This is a genomic window from Methylobacterium nonmethylotrophicum (assembly GCF_004745635.1).
In the GTDB taxonomy this organism is placed as follows: domain Bacteria; phylum Pseudomonadota; class Alphaproteobacteria; order Rhizobiales; family Beijerinckiaceae; genus Methylobacterium; species Methylobacterium nonmethylotrophicum.
In genome coordinates, this window is record NZ_SRLB01000012.1 from 1 (window position 1) to 17,739 (window position 17,739).

General features: G+C 71.4%; 12 protein-coding genes and 2 pseudogenes. 11 read left to right on the forward strand and 3 right to left on the reverse strand.

Going from position 1 to position 17,739, the window contains the following annotated elements; genetic code table 11:
• Window positions 1-8 precede the first annotated feature (8 nt).
• The 10 genes from EU555_RS17015 to EU555_RS17065 all read left to right on the forward strand — a co-directional run bounded on the left by EU555_RS17015 (window position 9) and on the right by EU555_RS17065 (window position 11,168).
• Window positions 9-1,616, forward strand: a complete 1,608-nt coding sequence (locus EU555_RS17015) for a TolC family protein (protein WP_091891593.1) — start codon at window positions 9-11, stop codon at window positions 1,614-1,616.
• A 33-nt stretch (window positions 1,617-1,649) separates the two neighbouring features.
• Window positions 1,650-3,071, forward strand: a complete 1,422-nt coding sequence (locus tag EU555_RS17020) for a multicopper oxidase family protein (RefSeq protein WP_091891621.1) — start codon at window positions 1,650-1,652, stop codon at window positions 3,069-3,071.
• Window positions 3,072-3,242: 171 nt separating this feature from the next.
• Window positions 3,243-3,527 carry a copper-binding protein gene (locus tag EU555_RS17025; protein ID WP_091891596.1) on the forward strand — a complete coding sequence of 95 codons (285 nt, stop codon included), beginning with the start codon at window positions 3,243-3,245 and terminating at the stop codon, window positions 3,525-3,527.
• A gap of 71 nt (window positions 3,528-3,598) precedes the next feature.
• Entirely contained in the window at window positions 3,599-4,297 is a 699-nt protein-coding gene (locus tag EU555_RS17030) for a copper-binding protein (protein ID WP_091891599.1), read from the forward strand.
• Between the two features lie 105 nt (window positions 4,298-4,402).
• Entirely contained in the window at window positions 4,403-5,041 is a 639-nt protein-coding gene (locus EU555_RS17035; RefSeq protein ID WP_091891602.1) for a c-type cytochrome, read from the forward strand.
• Window positions 5,042-5,274: 233 nt separating this feature from the next.
• Window positions 5,275-5,655, forward strand: coding sequence for a hypothetical protein (locus tag EU555_RS17040; RefSeq protein ID WP_060850403.1), 381 nt, complete (start codon window positions 5,275-5,277; stop codon window positions 5,653-5,655).
• A 203-nt stretch (window positions 5,656-5,858) separates the two neighbouring features.
• Window positions 5,859-7,154, forward strand: a complete 1,296-nt coding sequence (locus EU555_RS17050) for an RNA-guided endonuclease InsQ/TnpB family protein (RefSeq protein WP_273557159.1) — start codon at window positions 5,859-5,861, stop codon at window positions 7,152-7,154.
• Window positions 7,155-7,405: 251 nt separating this feature from the next.
• A complete protein-coding gene (locus EU555_RS17055) occupies window positions 7,406-8,578 on the forward strand; it encodes an SIR2 family protein (protein WP_236012695.1) in 1,173 nt (390 codons plus the stop codon).
• On the forward strand, window positions 8,578-9,108 hold the full coding sequence (locus EU555_RS17060; RefSeq protein WP_099900508.1) for a hypothetical protein: 531 nt from the start codon (window positions 8,578-8,580) through the stop codon (window positions 9,106-9,108). The genes EU555_RS17055 and EU555_RS17060 overlap by 1 nt, the downstream gene beginning before the upstream one ends.
• Window positions 9,105-11,168, forward strand: a complete 2,064-nt coding sequence (locus EU555_RS17065) for an ATP-binding protein (protein WP_135416183.1) — start codon at window positions 9,105-9,107, stop codon at window positions 11,166-11,168. The genes EU555_RS17060 and EU555_RS17065 overlap by 4 nt, the downstream gene beginning before the upstream one ends.
• Before the next feature lie 213 nt (window positions 11,169-11,381).
• Here the strand turns inward: EU555_RS17065 and EU555_RS17070 are convergent.
• Window positions 11,382-12,524 (reverse strand): annotated as a pseudogene (locus EU555_RS17070) (3'-5' exonuclease).
• 34 nt (window positions 12,525-12,558) lie between these two features.
• Window positions 12,559-15,855 carry a DEAD/DEAH box helicase family protein gene (locus EU555_RS17075; RefSeq protein WP_167858576.1) on the reverse strand — a complete coding sequence of 1,099 codons (3,297 nt, stop codon included), beginning with the start codon at window positions 15,853-15,855 and terminating at the stop codon, window positions 12,559-12,561.
• 320 nt (window positions 15,856-16,175) lie between these two features.
• Here EU555_RS17075 and EU555_RS17080 point away from each other — a divergent pair, with 320 nt between their 5' ends.
• Window positions 16,176-16,820: a hypothetical protein gene (locus EU555_RS17080; RefSeq protein ID WP_099956018.1), complete on the forward strand. Its 645-nt coding sequence runs from the start codon at window positions 16,176-16,178 to the stop codon at window positions 16,818-16,820.
• Window positions 16,821-17,285: 465 nt separating this feature from the next.
• On the opposite strand, the pseudogene EU555_RS17085 reads toward EU555_RS17080, so the two are convergent.
• Window positions 17,286-17,667, reverse strand: a pseudogene (locus EU555_RS17085) (transposase domain-containing protein); the annotation flags it as partial.
• Between the last annotated feature and the right edge of the window lie 72 nt (window positions 17,668-17,739).

Below are 17,739 nucleotides of genomic sequence, written 5' to 3' on the forward strand. Positions count from 1 at the left end.
GGGCGGTGATGCGCGAGCCCTGTAACCAAACCCCGCCCGCCCACGGACTCACCCCCAAAGGGAACCCACGGATGACCTCGCCTCAGTCTCGCGGGTCCGGTGCGTGCCGGGTCGCCGCAGCGTCGCCCGGCCGTCGCGCCCGGACCGCCGCCCTCCTGGTAACGGTCGGGGTGACGCTTGGCGGCTGCGTGGGCTTCTCGGCCGACGGTGGTCTTGGCCCGGCGCACGGCTACGCCGCCCTGGAGCTGCGGAAGGACATCGTGAAGGTGTCCGACGAGACAGCGGCAATCGGCGCCGCGGCCCGTGCGGAGCAATTGCTGCGGCGCCCGCTCACGCCCGACAGCGCGGTACAGGTCGCCCTCCTGAAGAACCGCGCCCTGCAGGCGTCCTTCAACGACCTCGGCGTGTCGGAAGCCGAGTTCGTCCAGGCGACGTTGCCGCCGGTCCCGCGGCTCTCCCTCAGCCGGACCGGGGGCGACTTCACCCTGGAGGTCGAGCGCTCGCTCACCGCGAGCCTCATCGAGCTCCTGACGCTGCCGGTCCGCATCCCCATCGCGCGGAACCGTTTCAGGGCGGAGCAGTACCGCGCGGTCGGGCAGGTCCTGCGCCTCGCCGGCGAGGCGCGGCGCCAGTTCTATCGCACGGTGTCGGCGAACCAGTCCGTCGCCTACCTGGAGCAGGCGCTCGCGAGCGCCGGCTCCGCCTCCACCCTGGCCAAGCAGCTCGGCGAGACGGGCGCGTTGAACAAGCTGGAGCAGGCGCGCGAGCACGCCTTCTACAGCGAGCTCGGGGCGCAGCTCGCCAAGGCGCGCGTCCTGCAGCGGGTCGAGCGCGAGAAGCTGATCCGCCTGCTCGGCCTGTGGGGGCGCGAGATCGACTTCAAGCTGCCGAACGGCTTGCCGTCGCTGCCCGGTCGGCTGGTGAGCGGCACCCAGATCGAGGCCGAGGCGATCAAGAAGCGCGCGGACATCCAGACGGCGCGCTTCGAACTCCAGTCGCTCGCGGGCCAGTACGGCCTCAACCAAGTCAGCGGCTTCATCAACGTGCTCGATATCGGCTACTCCGACCGTTACGAGCGCTCGAAGGCGTTCGAGCTGAACGAGCAGGGCGGCTTCAACGTCACGCGCGACAAGAGCTTCGGCCGCGGCTACACCGTCGACTTGGTCATCCCGATCTACGACTTCGGGACGACGGTGGTGCGCGGAGCGCGGGAGGCTTATCTCGGCGCCGCCCATCGCCTCGCGGAGAAGGCGGTCAACGCCCGTTCGGAGGTCCGCGAGGCCTACCAGCGCTACCGCGGCCAATACGACATCACCCGGCACTACCAGGGCAGCGTGCTGCCGCTGCGCAAGACGATCCAGGACCAGGCGTTGCTGCAGTACAGCGGCATGCTGATCGACGTCACCACGCTGATCATCGACGCCCGCTCGCGGATCCTGAGCAATATCCAGGCCATCGAGGCCCAACGCGACTTCTGGATCGCGGCGACCGACCTCAGGGCGGCCGTCATCGGCGGCGGCTTCACCGGCGAAGGCTTCGGGGGCGAGTCGGCCGGAGCCGAGGCGGTGGCCGGCGGCGGAGGCGAAACCCTCGCGGCCGCCACGCCCGGCGGCTGATGCCGCTCCCCCACGAGACCCATGGAGAAACCGATGACTGACATCTCGCGAAGGGGACTGCTGGGCGCCGGGGGGCTCGTCCTCGCAGGAACGTCCATGATCAGCGGCCGCACGCAGGCCGCCGGCCTGCCCGAGGCTCCCTCGATGGACAAGGCGACGACGCAGCCGCCGCTCGTGCCGACCACTGGGGTGGACTACCAGCCGGTGGTGACGCTCAACGGCTGGACGCTGCCCTGGCGCATGCGCGGGGACTGGAAGGAGTTCCATCTCGTGGCCGAGCCGGTCGTGCGCGAGATGGCCCCCGGGATGAAGGCGCATCTCTGGGGCTATAACGGGCAGTCTCCCGGGCCGACCATCGAGGCGGTAGAGGGCGACAAGGTGCGCATCTTCGTCACCAACAAGCTGCCGGAGGCGACCGCCGTCCACTGGCACGGCCAGACCCTGCCCAACGGGATGGACGGGGTGGCGGGCCTGAACCAGCCCGGCATTCCGCCGGGCAAGACGTTCGTCTACGAGTTCATCCTGAGGCGCTCGGGCACCTTCATGTACCACCCGCACTCGGACGAGATGGTCCAGATGGCGATGGGCATGATGGGCTTCTTCGTCGTGCATCCGCGCGATCCCGCCGAGCGGCGGGTCGACCGCGACTTCGTCTGGCTCCTGAACGCCTACGACATCGAGGCCGGGTCCTACGTGCCCAAGGTCAACACGATGCTCGACATGAACATGTGGTGCTTCAACAGCCGGGTCTGGCCGGGCATCGAACCCATGGTCGCGCGCCAGGGCGACAAGGTGCGGATGCGCTTCGGCAACCTGACCATGACCAACCACCCGATCCACGTCCACGGCGTCGACTTCAAGGTCACGGGCACCGACGGCGGCTGGATCCCGCCCGAGCGCCAGTGGTTCGAGGTCTCCGCGGACGTCGCGGTCGGCCAGATGCGGGCCATCGAGTTCAACGCCGACAACCTGGGGGACTGGGCGGTCCACTGCCACAAGTCGCACCACACCATGAACGCCATGGGCCACTCGGTGCGCACCTACATCGGCGTGAACCTGAAGAGCACGGCGAAGCGCATCCAGAGGATCGCGCCCGGCTACATGCCGATGGGCTCGACCGGCATGGGCTCCATGGCCGAGATGGAGATGCCGCTCCCCGAGAACACGCTGCCGATGATGACCGGCGCCGGCCCGTTCGGATCGGTCGAGATGGGCGGCATGTTCACCGTGCTGAAGGTCCGCCCCGACGTGGCGCCCGGCGACTACAGGGACCCCGGTTGGTACCAGCACCCGGAGGGCACGCTGGCCTACGAGTGGACGGGCGAGCCCCTACCCGAACCCAGCCGCGATCCGAACACCCCCCGGGGCAAGCGCGCCCGCGAGACGGACCTGCGCGTGGTCGACCCGCGCAAGCGCCGGACGGCCTCCAACTCGGGCGGTCACGGAAACCACTGACCCGGCGATGCCGGATGTCATCCGAGCTTCCGCCGGAACGGCGCCCCGATGCGGGCGCGGACCGGCGGACGAATTCGGGTGGACCTAGTCCGCCCGAAAGCCGCTGCGCGGGCACCATCGCCCCCTGAACAAGTGCCCGTGCAGCGGCACAGCGACCATCAGGAGAATACGATGAGGAAGGTACCTCCCTTCGCCCTCGCCGCGCTGCTGGCCCTGGCGAGTCCGGCCTGGGCGCAATCGGTCAAGGCCACGGTCACGAAGGTCGACGAGGCGTCCGGCAAGGTCACGCTGGACCACGAGCGCATCCCGAAGCTCGACATGGACGCCATGACCATGGCCTACAAGGTCAAGGACCCGGCGATGATCAAGGACCTGAAGTCCGGGGACAAGGTCGAGTTCGACGTCGACGAAGCCGGCGGCCAGTACACCGTCACCAAGATCCAAAAAGCCAAGTAGCGCCTCGAACGGGCCCGCCGCGCGGACACGCCCGATCCCGCGCGGCGGCCCCATGCCGCGGAGGAAGTCACATGCGACGTTTATCCCTGTTCGCCGCCGCCATGGCCGTGGCGCTCGCCGGCCCGGTATCGGGGGCGGCTTGGGCGCAACCTGCCAAGGGTGCCCCGGCCGCCCTGGAGCGCGTGCGCGAGGTCATGGCCGACCGCTTCAGGAACCTCAAGCTGACCGGCGACCCCGACCGGGACTTCGCCGAGCTCCTGATCGCGAGCTACGAGCAGTCCCTCTTCCTTGCCAAGGCGCAGCTCGACTACGGCGGCGACCGGCAGCTGCGCGAGACCGCGCAGAAGATCCAGGACGAGCAGCAGCAGAAGATCGACGCCCTTAAGGAATGGCAGGTCCGGAACCGACAGTCGGACTACCGGCCGCAGCCGAACCAGACGCCGTCCGGCCAGGGTCCGTTGGACCGCCAGGCCCAGGCGGGGGGCTCGGCCCAGCCCGCGTCGCCGTCGCCCGCTCCGGCGTCCCCCGCCAAGCCCGTCGCCAACACGCCTCTCGTGAGCGGGACCGTCCAGAAGGTCGACGAGGCCTCTGGCAAGGTCACGCTGGACCACGAGCGCATCCCGAACATCGACATGGACGCCATGACCATGGCCTACCGGGTCGCCGACCCCGCCATCCTGAAGGGGGTGAAGGCCGGTGACCGGGTCCGGTTCTCCGCCGACCGGGTGAACGGGCAGCTTGCCATCACGCGCATCCAGAAGGCGCGGTGAGAAGACCAATCCGACGAGAGCGCGCTCATCCCAGGTCGGCCGACGGCGCCCCCGCACCTGACGCGTGGGCGGCCCGGCTCGAAACCGGTCACTCAGGACACCTCCATGCGAACCGCCAAGATCGTCTTCCTCACGTTGCTCTCGGCCGGCATCCTGGCGACGGTCGCCGCCGCGGCCGTGGTCTACGCGGGCGTCTTCAACGTCGCCGCCACGGAGCCTCACTGGGCCCTGACCACGTGGGTGTTGGACACGGCACGGGTGCGCTCGATCCGAGCCCATGCGGCCGGCCTGCTGCCTCCGCCGGGCTACGACGAGCAGACCAGGTTGGTGCCGGCCGTCGGACACTTCGCCGAGCACTGCGCCACGTGCCATGGCGGACCGGGCGCCAAGCGCAGCGAGGTGGCCGAGGGCATGTATCCCGAACCGCCCAACCTCAAGGGTGCGGCGGGGCGCTACAGCCCGGGCGAGCTGTTCTGGATCCTGAAGAACGGGATCAAGATGAGCGGCATGCCGTCGATGGCGAGCGACGGGGACGAGATGCTCTGGTCGACGGTCGCGCTGCTGCGGAAGCTGCCGGACCTGTCCGACGACGACTACAACGACCTGTGGATGCAGGCGCAGGCAGCCGGCGACCACGGCAGCATGAATCATGGTACCGCCGGCATGGACGGCACGAAGCCGGCTGACCTACCCTCGACTGCGTCGCAGCCGGACGGGGGCCCAGGCCACAAGCACAGCCATTGAAGGCCGCGGCCCGCGACGCGGTCGCCGACAGGGCCTTCACACCGGCCCGGCGGCGCATTGGAGGCCCGTCCGTCGTCCCCCGAACCAAGCCGTCGCGGCATACGCGTCCAGACGGCATGGGCGGCAGGATCGGACGCTTGCCGTCAGCCGCTCCGACCCTGCGGCCTTCGGCGGCGAAGGTCGCGCGGAATGGCACGCGGCCAGATGAACACAAGACCGCACGGAGACTTGCAATGAAGACCCACGCGATACCGTTGATTCTCGCCCTCAGCCTCGCATCCGGTTCTGCCCTCGCCCATGGCGAGCCGCCCCAGGCCGTGCACGGCGGCCTCGTGCAGGAGGCCCAGGAGCTCTGGCTGGAACTCGTGGTGAAGGACACCGACGTGACGGTCTACATCCTGGACGAGATGCGCAAGCCCGTTCCGGCAGCGCAGGTCTCAGGCACCGCAACGGTGCTCGTCGGCGGCAAGAGCTACAAGGTCGCCCTCAGCCCGGCCGGGGCCAACAGCGTGCAGGGCAAGCTGCCCGTCGCGGCGACCGGCCAGGTCGTGGCCACGGTGTCGCTCAAGGTCGGCGGCAAGGCCGCCTCCGCGCGGTTCACGAACAAGGCTTGAGCGGCCGGGTTCACGAACCGGCGGCCGGGACGGTGACGGTCGGCGCCGCGGCTCGCTTGTCAGGCGGGCCAGTTCGCCGGCCGTCCCAGGAAGCCGCGGCCCGGCATGCCGCGAAGCCATGCCACGAAAGCGTCCACCCGGTCGGGTGCGAATTGGTTCCGGTGACCGTAGAAGCGCGGAAGGCCCCGTCCTTCAGGGCGGGGATGGATATCGCCGGCCGCGACAGAAGCCTGCCCGGGCACCGATCCAATCCCCTTGCCTTCGTTCCGCATTCGTTCTATCCTTGGCCTGTGCTTCGCGTCCAAGCATACCGGTTCGTCCTCCGGCCCGACGGCGCGCAGGAACGGCTCATGCGCCGCTCCTGCGGCGCGCGCCGCTACGTCTTCAACAGGGCCCTCGCCCTGCGGAAGGAAAGGTACGCCGCCGGCGGGAAGCACCTCTCCTGCGCCAACCTCTGCAAGCACCTCACCGGCTGGAAGGCCGAACCCGACACTTCCTGGCTCAAGGAGGTGCACAGCCAGGTTCTGCAGCAGGCGCTCAAGGACCTCGACCGCGCCTACCGCAACTTCTTCGAGGGACGGGCCGAGTTCCCCAAGTTCAAGAGGAAGGGCAAGAACGACGCCTTCCGCCACCCGCAGAAGGTCGAGCTCGACCAGCCGAACGGGCGCATCCGCCTGCCCAAGCTCGGCTGGATGCGCTGCCGCGCCTCCCGCGCCGTCGAGGGCGGGGTCGGGCAGGTCACCGTCTCGCTGAAGGCCGGCAAGTGGCACGTCTCGGTCCAGACCGAGCGCGAGGTCGAGCGGCCGGTCCACCCGTCGACGACGCTTGTCGGCATCGACGTCGGCGTGACGCGCTTCGCCACGCTGTCCGACGGCACCGTCATCGAGCCGGCGAACGCGTTCCGCAAGGCCGAGGCGTCGCTCGCCAAGGCGCAGCGGCCGATGGGCCGCAAGACCAAGTTCAGCCGCAACTGGAGGAAGGCGAAGGCGAAGGTACAACGGGTCCAGGCACGCATCGCCCGCATCCGCTCCGACTTCCTGCACAAGGCCTCGACGACCGTCAGCAAGAACCACGCGGTGGTCTGCGTCGAGGACCTGGACGTGCGGGCGATGACGGCGAGCGCGGCCGGGACGGTCGAGGAGCCGGGCGTGAACGTCCGGCAGAAGGCGGAACTGAACAAGGCCATTCTGGACCAGGGCTGGGGCGAGTTCCGCCGGCAGGTCGGGTACAAGCAGGAGTGGCTCGGCGGCTGGTTGCTGCCGGTGCCGGCTCCGAACACGAGCCGGACGTGCCCCGAGTGCGGGCACGTGGCGGCGGGGAACCGCCCGAGCCAGGCCGTGTTCCGGTGCGTGGCGTGCGGCCATGCGGGGAATGCGGACGACGTGGCGTCGATCAACATCGCAAGGGCGGGGCACGCCCGGTTAGCCTGCGGAGATGCTTCGCCCGTTCGGGCGTCGGCCCAGGAACCCACCGAGGCGGGCCCGGCCCTGGCGGCCTGACACGCGGTAGGAATCCCCGTCCTTCAGGGCGGGGAGGATGTCAACTTGAGTGTGATCTCGGTCTATCGCCATCGCGAAGGTTTGCGCGGCAAAGGGGGGGCGGCTTGGACGCAGCGGTTCGTGCGCGATTGCTCGCCTCCATGGAGGCGGGGCGCCTCGTCATACTCTGCGGTGCCGGCCTGTCGATGGCGCCGCCGAGTTCGCTACCGTCGGCATGGTCCGTGGCCGCCAGTTGCTACGACCGGTACGTTATGAGCATCGACCCCGCGTGCCCGCCGGAGTTGCGCGGCGACCTGGAAGCCTTGGCGGAGATCTTCGCGAGGGACGACACCCTCGGCTCGGTCTTCATCGAGGCCCTCGTTCCCTGGGAGAGCTTCGTCAGGCCGCCGAACGCCGGCCACGCGGCGGTGGCGGACTTCCTGATCACGCGCATGGCTGCCGGCGCCGTCTCGGCAAATTACGACAACCTGATCGAGCGTCGCGCGCAGGATTACGGGTTCGACCTCGCCGCCTCGCTCGACGGCGACGAGGCGACCGTGCGGGCCCGTAAGCACGCGCCCTTGCTCAAGTTCCATGGCTGCTCGGTGCGCGAGCGCCGCGCCACGGTCTGGACGGCCTCCCAGCTCACCGAGGACGGCGTGGTCGCCGCGCGCATCGCCAAGACCAAGACCTGGATGGCGGCGAACCTGCGCGAGAAGGACCTGCTCGTCGTCGGCTTCTGGTCGGACTGGTCCTACCTCAATGCCGTTCTCGCCGAGGCGATGACGGGCGTCGCGCCGCTGTCGGTGACCTTGGTCGACCTCGCGGGCGAGGACGTCCTGCAGGCCAAGGCCCCCGAACTCTGGACGTTGGCCAATTCGGGGAACGTCCGCTTCGCGCATGTCAGGCGCTCGGGGGCCGAGGTCCTGGACGAACTTCGCAGGGCGTTCTCCCAGGGTTACCTCCGCAAGGTGCTGCACGCCGGACGCGCCGCGTTGGAGAGGGAAACGGGAGCGGCGTGCGAGCCGACCTGGCTTGATCCGCCCGATCTGGGCAGCGAGGACCTCTACGGCCTTCGCCGGGACGCCGAGGGGGTGCCGGCCACCGCCGCCGCAACCTTGCGCAACCCCGGCCACTCCGAGGTCTTGGGCTACGCGCACCTGTTGCTGCGCCGCGCCGGCGCCGTCCAGACATCCATAGGCTATGATCTCGCGGGCCGTCGTGTCAGGGTCGTGAACGGTTCGGGCACGCTGCTCCAGACGACGCAGGACCGGTTCAGGGAAACGCCGTTCGACGTCGCCGACGTCGTGGTCTGCGCCGGAGCCATCGACGTCGGCCTGCCTGTGAACCTCGTGCGGGAGGGCCGTCCGGGCGACATCATCCGGCCGGGCGCATCAGCGGCGTGGCTCGACCTTCCCGCCGCACGCCAGGAGCTCGGTGTGTGATGGACATCGCGACCCAATCCGAAGTGCTGCTCCGCTCGGCCGGCTACGAGACATGGACCTGGCCGGGCGGCAGCGTGCCGGTCGTCTGCTTCGAGAACGCCTCCGTCGCCGGGTTCCTGCACGTCTTCGGGAGCGGCGAGGGCCTGCTCGCCGACTGGCGGCAAGTCCAGCAGGCCACGCTCGGCCGACATGCGGCCGCGCTGCGCTCCGCGGGCGCGAAGGCCTGGAACGTCTACGCCTTGTTCCTGGCCAGCGGTTCCGACCCCGTCCTCGCGCGGCAGATCGAGCGGATCGAGGAGGACTTCTCCATGACCCGCAAGATCGCGCGCGGCGACCTGCGCACGGCCGCCGACCTGCGCAGGACCCTGTTGCCCCTCCTGCCGGTCCTCAGCGCACCCACGATCGGCGGCGCCGACTACCAGGCGCGGTTGCGGGCGCGGTTGAGCGACGTTCCGGACGCCGCGGTGGCCGCCTTCCTGGGCGCCGCGAGCGCTTCCGACGTGGCGCGCATCCTGGTGGATGCGCCATGAGGCTCGATTACCTTGAACTGTGCGGCTTCCGGGGCTTCCGGGAGCGCCAACGCGTGGATTTCGGGCCCGGCTTCACCGTGATCTGCGGACGCAACGGCGTCGGGAAGAGCACGCTGTGCGACGCGGTCGAGTTCGCCCTCACGGGCCAGATCGACAAGTACCTCGTCGACAAGGCGGCGAAGGAAAGCCTCGACGACTATGTCTGGTGGCGCGGCGAAGGGCAGCCAGAGGCGCATTTCGTCACGGTGGGATTCCGTGCCGATGACGGGAGCGCCTTTGCCGTGACGCGCTCGCGCGAGACCGGCGCCGACCGGGACGCGGCGCGCATCGAGGCGATGCTCTGCGTTCCGGGCGCGAAGCCGGAGCGGGCGCTGCAGCAGGTTTGCAGGACCTCTATCATCCGCGACGAATGGATCGCGGCGCTCAGCCTCGACCTGACGGAAACGCAGCGCTTCGAGCTCGTACGCGCGGCGCTGGGCGCCATCGAAGGTCCGGATTACGCCGCCAAGGCGCGAGAGGTCCTGTCCGCCGCCGAGGGCACGCACAATGCCGCCGCGCACGCCTACGAGGAGGCGCGCGCGCGCCTGACGGCGGCGTTGACCGACCTGGAGGAAACCCGGGACGTCGCCCTGAAGGCCGGCGACATCGCCGCGGCCCTGTCCAGCCTGGATGGGCTGACGGCGGCCGGCGGCCAGGACTTGGGGAGCCGGGTCTCGGCGGCGCGGCAGGCGCTGGCCGGCCGCCGGCTGGGCCTCGGCGAGATGGGCCGGGTCGCGGACGAGGTTCGCGCGGTGACCGCGTTGCGCGACACGGTCGCGGGCCCCGACTTTCGGGCGGGCCGGGACGCGGCGGCGGTGGCGGCGGCCGAGGCCGAGGCCGCGGTCCGGGAGGCCCGCCACGCGCTGGAGGCCGCCGAGGCGCGCCTTCGCCGGGAGCAGGAGACCGACGCGCTCGCCGCGTCGCTGGCCATCCTGGTCGACCATGGCAGCCGGGTCGGGCTTCATGACGACCGCTGCCCGCTCTGTCGCGCGCCGCAAGGCGCCTCCGAATTCGAGACAGGGCTCGCGGCTGCGCGTGAGCGGCTCGCCGCCCGGCACTCGGGGGTGCCGGAGGCGCGCGCCGAACTCGCGGCGGCCCGGACCCGGCACGAGGCCGCGGCCGAGATCCTGCGGGAGACCGAGGCAGCGGTCCTCCGGTTCGCGTCCGCCGAGGCCGAGCTGTCGGCCCGCGAAGAGGCGCTGTCGGCCGAGCTCGTGCGACGCTCGCTGGACGGGAAGCTCGCGCACGACGCCGGCGCCCTCGACGCGGCCGTGCAGGCCGAACGGAGTCGGTTGATCGACCTGGAGCGGAGCATCCTCACCTTGGAGGCCTCGCAAGCGGTGGAACGCGTGACGGATCTCGAAGCGCACGTCGAAGCGCTCCGGGTGGAGGCCGACGCCGCGGGGGACCGGCTCGCGCGGGTCCGGACGGCCGTGACCACCGCCCGGACGCTGGACCGTACCGTCCGCAGGACGAATGCCGAGATCATCGACGAGCGCCTCGCGGTCATCAGCCCGCTGCTGAACGAGCTGTACCAACGGCTACGCCCGCATTCCGAGTGGCGCACCATCGATTACGGCATCCGCGGCGACGTGAAGCGCTTCCTGAGCCTGAGGGTCGGCAACGGGCTGAACCCGCAATTCGTCTTCAGCAGCGGGCAGAGGCGCGCAGCCGGCCTAGCCTTCCTCCTCTCCGTGCACCTGTCCCGACCGTGGTGCACCTGGCGGACGCTCATGCTCGACGACCCGGTTCAGCACATCGACGATTTCCGGGCCCTGCACCTCGTCGAGGTGCTCTCCGCCCTGCAGCGGTCGGGTCGGCAGATCGTCTGTGCCGTCGAGGACCCCTCGCTGGCCGAGTTGCTGTGCCGGCGCCTGATCAGCGAGCCCATGGCCCCCGGCCGGCGTCACGACCTGGATCTGGTTTCCGGGGGCGGGGCCTCGGTCACGCGCTCGACGGACATTGCACCGGCGATGGCGGGCGTGCTCGGGAGGACCAGGGACCTGAGTGCGGCTGGCTGAATCGGCGCGGGTGTCAGCCAGAGCGTCGCGGCCTATCTTGCCGGGGCGTGCTCGCCTCGGCCCAACGGCGTCGAGGACGTCCGGCGGGACAGGACGGCGTGTTCTATCCCTTCCCAGGGGGCTCGGCTCACGATGGTTGCCCCCGTCCGACCAAGCCCGCGGCGCCGGCGAGCCCGTCCCGGCCGTGCGCGGGAGCGTCCGGGCCGGCCGATCTCAACCCGCGACGTCGGGCCAAGACCGCGGCGGCCGGGAGACGAAGGCGGGCCGGGATTCGGTCGCCCGCCGCCATGCGTCCACGAAGACACCGAGATGCGGGCGCGCCAAGCGTTCGGCTCCCAGGTACCAGATCAGGCCGTCCACGGCCGCGTCGTGGGCCTCCGGGCTGGTCTTTCCGGTGAGGTGCGCCCAGCGCAGGTACAGCACGAAGAGGTTCAGGCAGTCGGTCTCGCAGTAGGCCCGCACGCGCCCGATCTCGCCGCGGGCGACCATGGCGGCGACCTGCGAGCCGTGCTCGCCCAGCTTCCCGGGCAGGGCCACGAGCCCGGCGGCCTCCTCCAGGGTCAGGCGCGCGCAGGCCCCGTACTCGGCCATCGCCTCCATCAAGTCCGCATGCCAGTCCACGGCGTAGCGGCGGCCGTAGCCGTCTCACTTGGTCCCCCTCCTGTACCAGGAGGGCACCGCGATACCGTGCATCAACGAGCGCAGCAGGAGCGTGGGGAGGTCGAAGCTGCGGCCGTTCCAGGTCACGACCCTGTAGCGGCCGGCCGCGAAGAACTTCCAGAAGGCCCGCAGCAGGCGCTCCTCGTCCCATCCTGGCTCGCCCCCGCTCCGGCACGACCGGATCTGGTATGCCTCGGTCCCGGTCGCCGCGTCGCGGGCGATGGCCGCCTCGACGAAGGAGACCGCGATCACCTTGTGCCAGGCCGCCTTCGGGAACCTGTCGGACGGCCAATCCGCCGGGACCTTCTCCTCGTCGGGCACCGTCTCGATATCGAGGACGAGCAACGCCTGGTGGAGGCCGACAGGCTCCGCGGCGCCGGCCCACGCCTCCGGCCAGGCCGGACGGTGTCTCCGCGGGGTCGCGGGGGCTTGGCCGTCGAGCGACGTCGCGCCCGCAGCGGGGCCGACCGTGCCGCCCGATGTTGGGGTGCCACGGCGCGCGGTCACGTTCGCGATGGACCTCAGGGACATGTTCGAGACCTCACAGGGTTCGCGCCGCGGCGCGGATGCTACTCCGAGGCATTGCCACCACATCTGAACGCACCCGGACTTAGGTGGCCATATCCCGGGGCGGCTCCCCCCGCGCGCGGCCCGGCCTATGGGAAGGGGGACTGCGCCGTCAGGTCTGCGCCGCATCCCACCTCATGGCGGTGCCGGACCCCTCAACCACTTACGGCGAAGGGGCGGTCTCGGAGAGTTCCCTTACGGAATCGAGAAACCCGGCGACGTCGTCCGGATGGACGGCCAGCCCGCCTTCCGGAAGCCGCTCGAAGCGCAACCCCTCCCGCCCGAGGAGCGACAGCGGCGAAGCGTCGGCGAGCAGCCCGTCCACTTCCTCGGCCACGAGGTCGAAGGCGTCCAGCGCCCCCTCGACGGCCTCGCCCGCGCGCAGGTCCGCGAGGGGGACGTAGGGCCTCGGCACGGGGGGACGCCGCTTCGGCCAGGTTCGCTTGCCGAACCATTCGAGCTCGTCCCGGTGAAGGCACCAGACGGCCTTCGTCGCCGTCCGGTACTCGAACCTCACGGCGCGTGCGCCGTCCAGCACCGGCCCGTCCTCGGCCGCCACCACCAGGGCCTGCCAGGACCGCCGGAAGGTCGGGTCCGTCGGATGCTTCCCGAAATGGCCGGCGGCGTCGGCCATCCCCTGCCACGCGTCGCCCTTGGGTCCGGCGGACCTGCGCCCGCCCGTCATGCGCCCGAGCGCGTCGACCTCCGAGACGTGCAGGCAAGGGACGGGCTTGCCGCCCAGTAGGCGGGCCTCCATACGCAACGCCACGCCATCCAGGACGGGGGGCTCCCCCGCCTCCAGGCATTCGAGGAGGCCGTCCCACACCTCGCGGAACCTCCCCCTGTCCGGGTTCTGGTTCAGGAGGGCGGCGACCTTCTTCGCGCTCAGCCACTCGTCGGTCATGAGCCGGTCCCTGCCGCGCCCGATGGCGGCGGCGAGCGCGTCCATCTCGGACCGGTGCAGCCGGAAGGCGCCGACCTCCGTCCCCTTGGCCATCGCGCTGTGCCACTCCCGGCCCGCCGCCCTGCCGACGCCGGTCTCCTCGTAGGAGCGCCGGATCTCCATCCAGAGATCCTTGAGCGCCGGCGTGGCGTAGGGCGACGTCGAGATGGCGCGCCCCGCCTCGTTGATGGTGAGCCACTCCTCGGACGGCTCGATCAGGCCGGCGACGCCGGTGAGCTGCGCGAACCACGCGATCTCGGCCCTGTCCAGCGCGGGGACGGGGCTGCCGTTCGCCCCGCGGACGAACCCGAACCCAACCCGGCGCCCGTCCCGGACGACCTGCCCGTCCCGCATGCAGTCCTCGACCATCCGGTCCCATTGCTCCCGGAACCGGGTCAGGCGCTTGCTGACGCCCAGCGCGCGCATCACCTCCCACACCGACGCCTGGTCGGCGCGCTTGGCGGGCAGCGTGGGACCCTGGACGCCCAGGTGCCGGCGGAACACCTCCAATCCCCGCTCGTGCACGTGGAGCTTGGGCTTGCCGCCGTCGCGCAGCAGCCGGATCAGGGGGCCGCCCTCGAACGCGCCGAGCGTGCCGGCCAGCGCCGCGTCCCAGACGGCCGTGAAGGCGGGGTGGTAGGGGTTCAGGTTGCAGGCGAAGGCGGCCTCGGTGCGCGTCAGCCATCCGGCCTGGCGCTCGGCGCCGAAGTTGTCCGGCATGGTCCCGGCCGCCAGCATCCGCCCGGATCGCCTGAAGACCTCGACGCCGACGCGTGGCACGTCGTCGACGTGGACGTAGAACGCGCGCTGGCGCTCGAACCTGTGGAAGCCCGCATGGACGGCGACGCCCGCGACCTCAGGGGTCAGGCCAGCCCGCGCCGCCTCCTCCAACTCGCCGAACAGGTCCTTGAGGTGGGGGTCGTCCGTCCGGATGCCGATGGCGCGGGCCACCTGGACGCGGTGCAGCATGCCTTCCAGGCGCCGCGGGCCCTCGCGCTCGGCGAGCAGGTAGTGGATGCCATCCAGGCTACCCATGACCGAGAAGGCGTCCGCCCACCGCTCCGCGTCGACGGGCGCGCGGGGCCCCGCCCCTCTGGCGCCCGACCGTCGGCCCTCCTCCAGGCGACCGATGGCCTCGTCCATCTCGGACGCCTCCTCCCGGTCCTCCTCCCCGCCCGCCTCCGCCGGCCGGTCCCGCACGATCTCGCGCGCGAGCGCCGCCGCGTCCTGGCGGGGCGTGTCGTAGACCCGGGCCACCGACAGGTCGCCGATGGCCTCGGCGTAGATGCGCTGCGTGTCGAGCGGCATCCCGTCGATGCAGACCATCGCCTCGACCACGGAGGACATCTGCCGCGGGTCGGATCGGTCGAGCGCGGGGTCGAGGCGCCTGGCGCGCCCGCAGCGCTGGACGTGCTTGACCAGGGACGAGGTCGCATCAAAGGCGACCACGCCGCGCGCCTGCGGCAGGTTCACCCCCTCCACGAGCACCTTGTCGTTGACCAGCGCCCGCAGGTGCCCGTCCCGCAGGTCTAGAAGGTTGGCCTTCAACGCCTCCAGGCCGTCGCTGCCCTTGACCCCGCGGGCCGGCATGCCCGCCGCCGTCATCGCGGCGGCGAGCCCCTCGGCCTGCCGGATGCCGTTGGCGTAGCCGAAGAAGGCCTTGTCGCGCAGGCGCAGGCCCGTGGCCGGCTCCTCGTAGGTGGCGAGGAAGCCGACCAGGGCTTCGTGTCCGGCCTTCCTGAGGATGGCGCGCCTGAGGGCGGGGTCGTCCGGCAGGGCGCCGACGACGTCGACGCGCAGGACGTAGTTGGCCACGGGGGAGATGATCCCCTCGCGCCGTAGGCGCTCGTCCGCGACCTTGATGACCTCGTTCTCCGAGCCGAGCAGCGCGTGCACGGTCTTGTTCGCGTCGAAGGCGGGCGTGGCGCTGAACGCCGTGACCACGGCGTGGTCGAGGAACCGGCGGATCAGGTCCTGCCGCAGGTCCGAGAGCCCGCGGTGGGCCTCGTCCATGACGACCGCCCCGACGTCGCCGGGGAGCAGCCTGCCGTCGCGGAGCATGTTGACGAAGAGATCGTAGCTCATCACCGTCACGTTGCGCGGCCGGTCGTCCGGCGCGAGGAGCCCGGACACCTGCAGGGCCGGGAAGCGCTCGCGGAACGTCTCGACTGTCTGCCGGATGAGGTGGCGCGAGGGCTCCAGCACGATGGTCGGGACCGCCAGGCGCGCGCCGCCCGCGTCGAGACCGGTCGCCTCCACCAGCCTGACGATGATCTCGGTCTTGCCGCCCGCGGTGGGGATCACCGCCAGGGCCCGCGGGTCGCACGCCGGGTCGGCGAGGTGGGCCGCCAACGCCGCCAGGGTCTCGGCCTGGTGGTCCCAGAGCGGTCGGCCGCGGGAGCCGGCGTGCCCGAGCCCGGCGACGAGGTTGTTGCGCACCGCCTGCAGGGGGAGCGCGCGCAGCAGGTCGTGGACCTTGAGGTGCGTGCCCCCAAGACCGGCGGCGCTCCCGCGCATCGCGTCCGCGAACCAGGACCCCGACCCGCTCAATTCCTTCACTCCGACGCGACGCGCGCGGCCGCCTCGTGCCCAGTTTGGGAAGGACCGGGCAATCCACAACCCGGGCGCCATCGCTGACGACGCGACGCCTCGACGGACGGTCGGCTCCGTCGGCGGACACCGGGCGCACGAACGCGCCGACGACAGGTTCCGGGGCCGGGCCGGCCGGCGCGCGCCCCTCCGGCTCGACCCGGTACGGGCGCGCCCTTGCCATTCCTGCGAAAGCGGCGATCGTCTCCCCTGTCAGGCGCTCCCGCCGCGTCATCCCGGAGGCTGACATGAAGGCCGGAAACCAGAACCGCGTCGTCCTGCTCGGGGAAGGCGGCAGCCCATGGGGCGTGGCCCTGGGACACGACTGCAAGGCGGAGCACGAGCACGGCTGCGCCGGGCTCCGCGCGTGGCTCGGCGTGGCGGAGGACGCCATCACGGTCGAGGATGCCCTGTGCCGGCCGAAACCGGCCGGACCCGACTGGGCGTTCGTGCAGCACGACGACCCGAAGCTGGCCACGCTGCTCGTCCTCAACGACGCCTACGCCCGGGACTGGGCCGCCAAGCGGCAGGGGGTGCGCCGGAAGCACCTGCGCGACGGCGAGGGTTTTCACGACGCCTGGCAGGAGGACGACGCCCTCGCGACCGCCTACGACGAGGCGAGCGCGGCGCTCGCCGCGTTCCGGCCCGACGACAGGCGCCTGCTCGCCGACCTGGCGGGAGCCCTCGCCGCAGGCCGGCTCGCTCTCGCCCACGGCGGCGGCGTCGGGCCGATACTGCTCCTCGCCGACCGGTTGCCCGGGAACGCCTTCCTGCAATCCATTCACTATGCCGCCTTCGCCGCCGCGGAGGACGAGCAGGGAACGGGCATCGACTATGCGAGGCACCCGACCCGCCTGCTGGAGAGGTGCGTTGGGTGGAGTCCCGTTCGGTAGGCGCGGTCCGGGTCGCGAAGGAACGCTTGCCCCGACGCCTCCGCGGCGTCCGGCCCGGGTGAAAGACGCCGCCCGGGCCGGGCGGTCAGGGCGCGAAGCCGGCGGAGCGGCGCCCGCGTGCCGATGGTGCCGTTTGTGGCTTTCCGGGCGGCCCCCGAAATTGGGCCCGCGTCCGATTCCCCGGCGCCGTCCAAGGGTGGGAGCGCCCTGCGGGGGCCTCCCTCCACGCGTGGGAGGGGCCGCATCGGGCTTCGGCCGGACGCCAGCCCATCCGGGTCACCGTCCGGCCATGCGTCCTGCCCCGCCGCCACCGGTCGGCCCCGCCGGCATCCGTTCGAGGCATCGCGAACGAACGCTCGTCCCGACGATGGAGGTCGCCGATGCATCCTGAGAGGATGGTGCACGTCAGTCACCGTACGCGTTCGGCGACGGCCGCGCGGCGAGCATCATTGCGCGCTCGCGAGGTCAGGCGGCACTCTGGGATTGCTGGGGCGGTGTCCAGTTCCAGGGGAGGAGTTCGTCGATCCGGCGCGCGGGATGGGCCGGCAGTCGGGCCAGCACGTCGGCCAGCCAGGCCCGGGGATCGACCGCGTTGAGCTTGGCGGTCTCGGTCAGCGTGTACAGCGCCGCCGCGCGCCGCCCGTCCGCCCGCGTCCGAGCCAGCGAACGTCCAGTTGCGGCGGCCCACCGCGATCCCGCGCAGCGCCCGCTCGGCGGCGGCGGCGTTGCTCAGGTAGACCCGCCCGTCCTCAAGGAAGCGCATGAACGCCGCCCAGCGCTTGAACAGGAAGTCCATCACCCCGGCCATCGGCGTCTTGGCCGACAGCCGGGCCCGGTTCTCCCGCAGCCCCCCCCAGCGCGACGACCAGGCTGGCCGCTCCGGCCAACATGGGTCGCTGGACGCTCAAGCGCGTCGAGG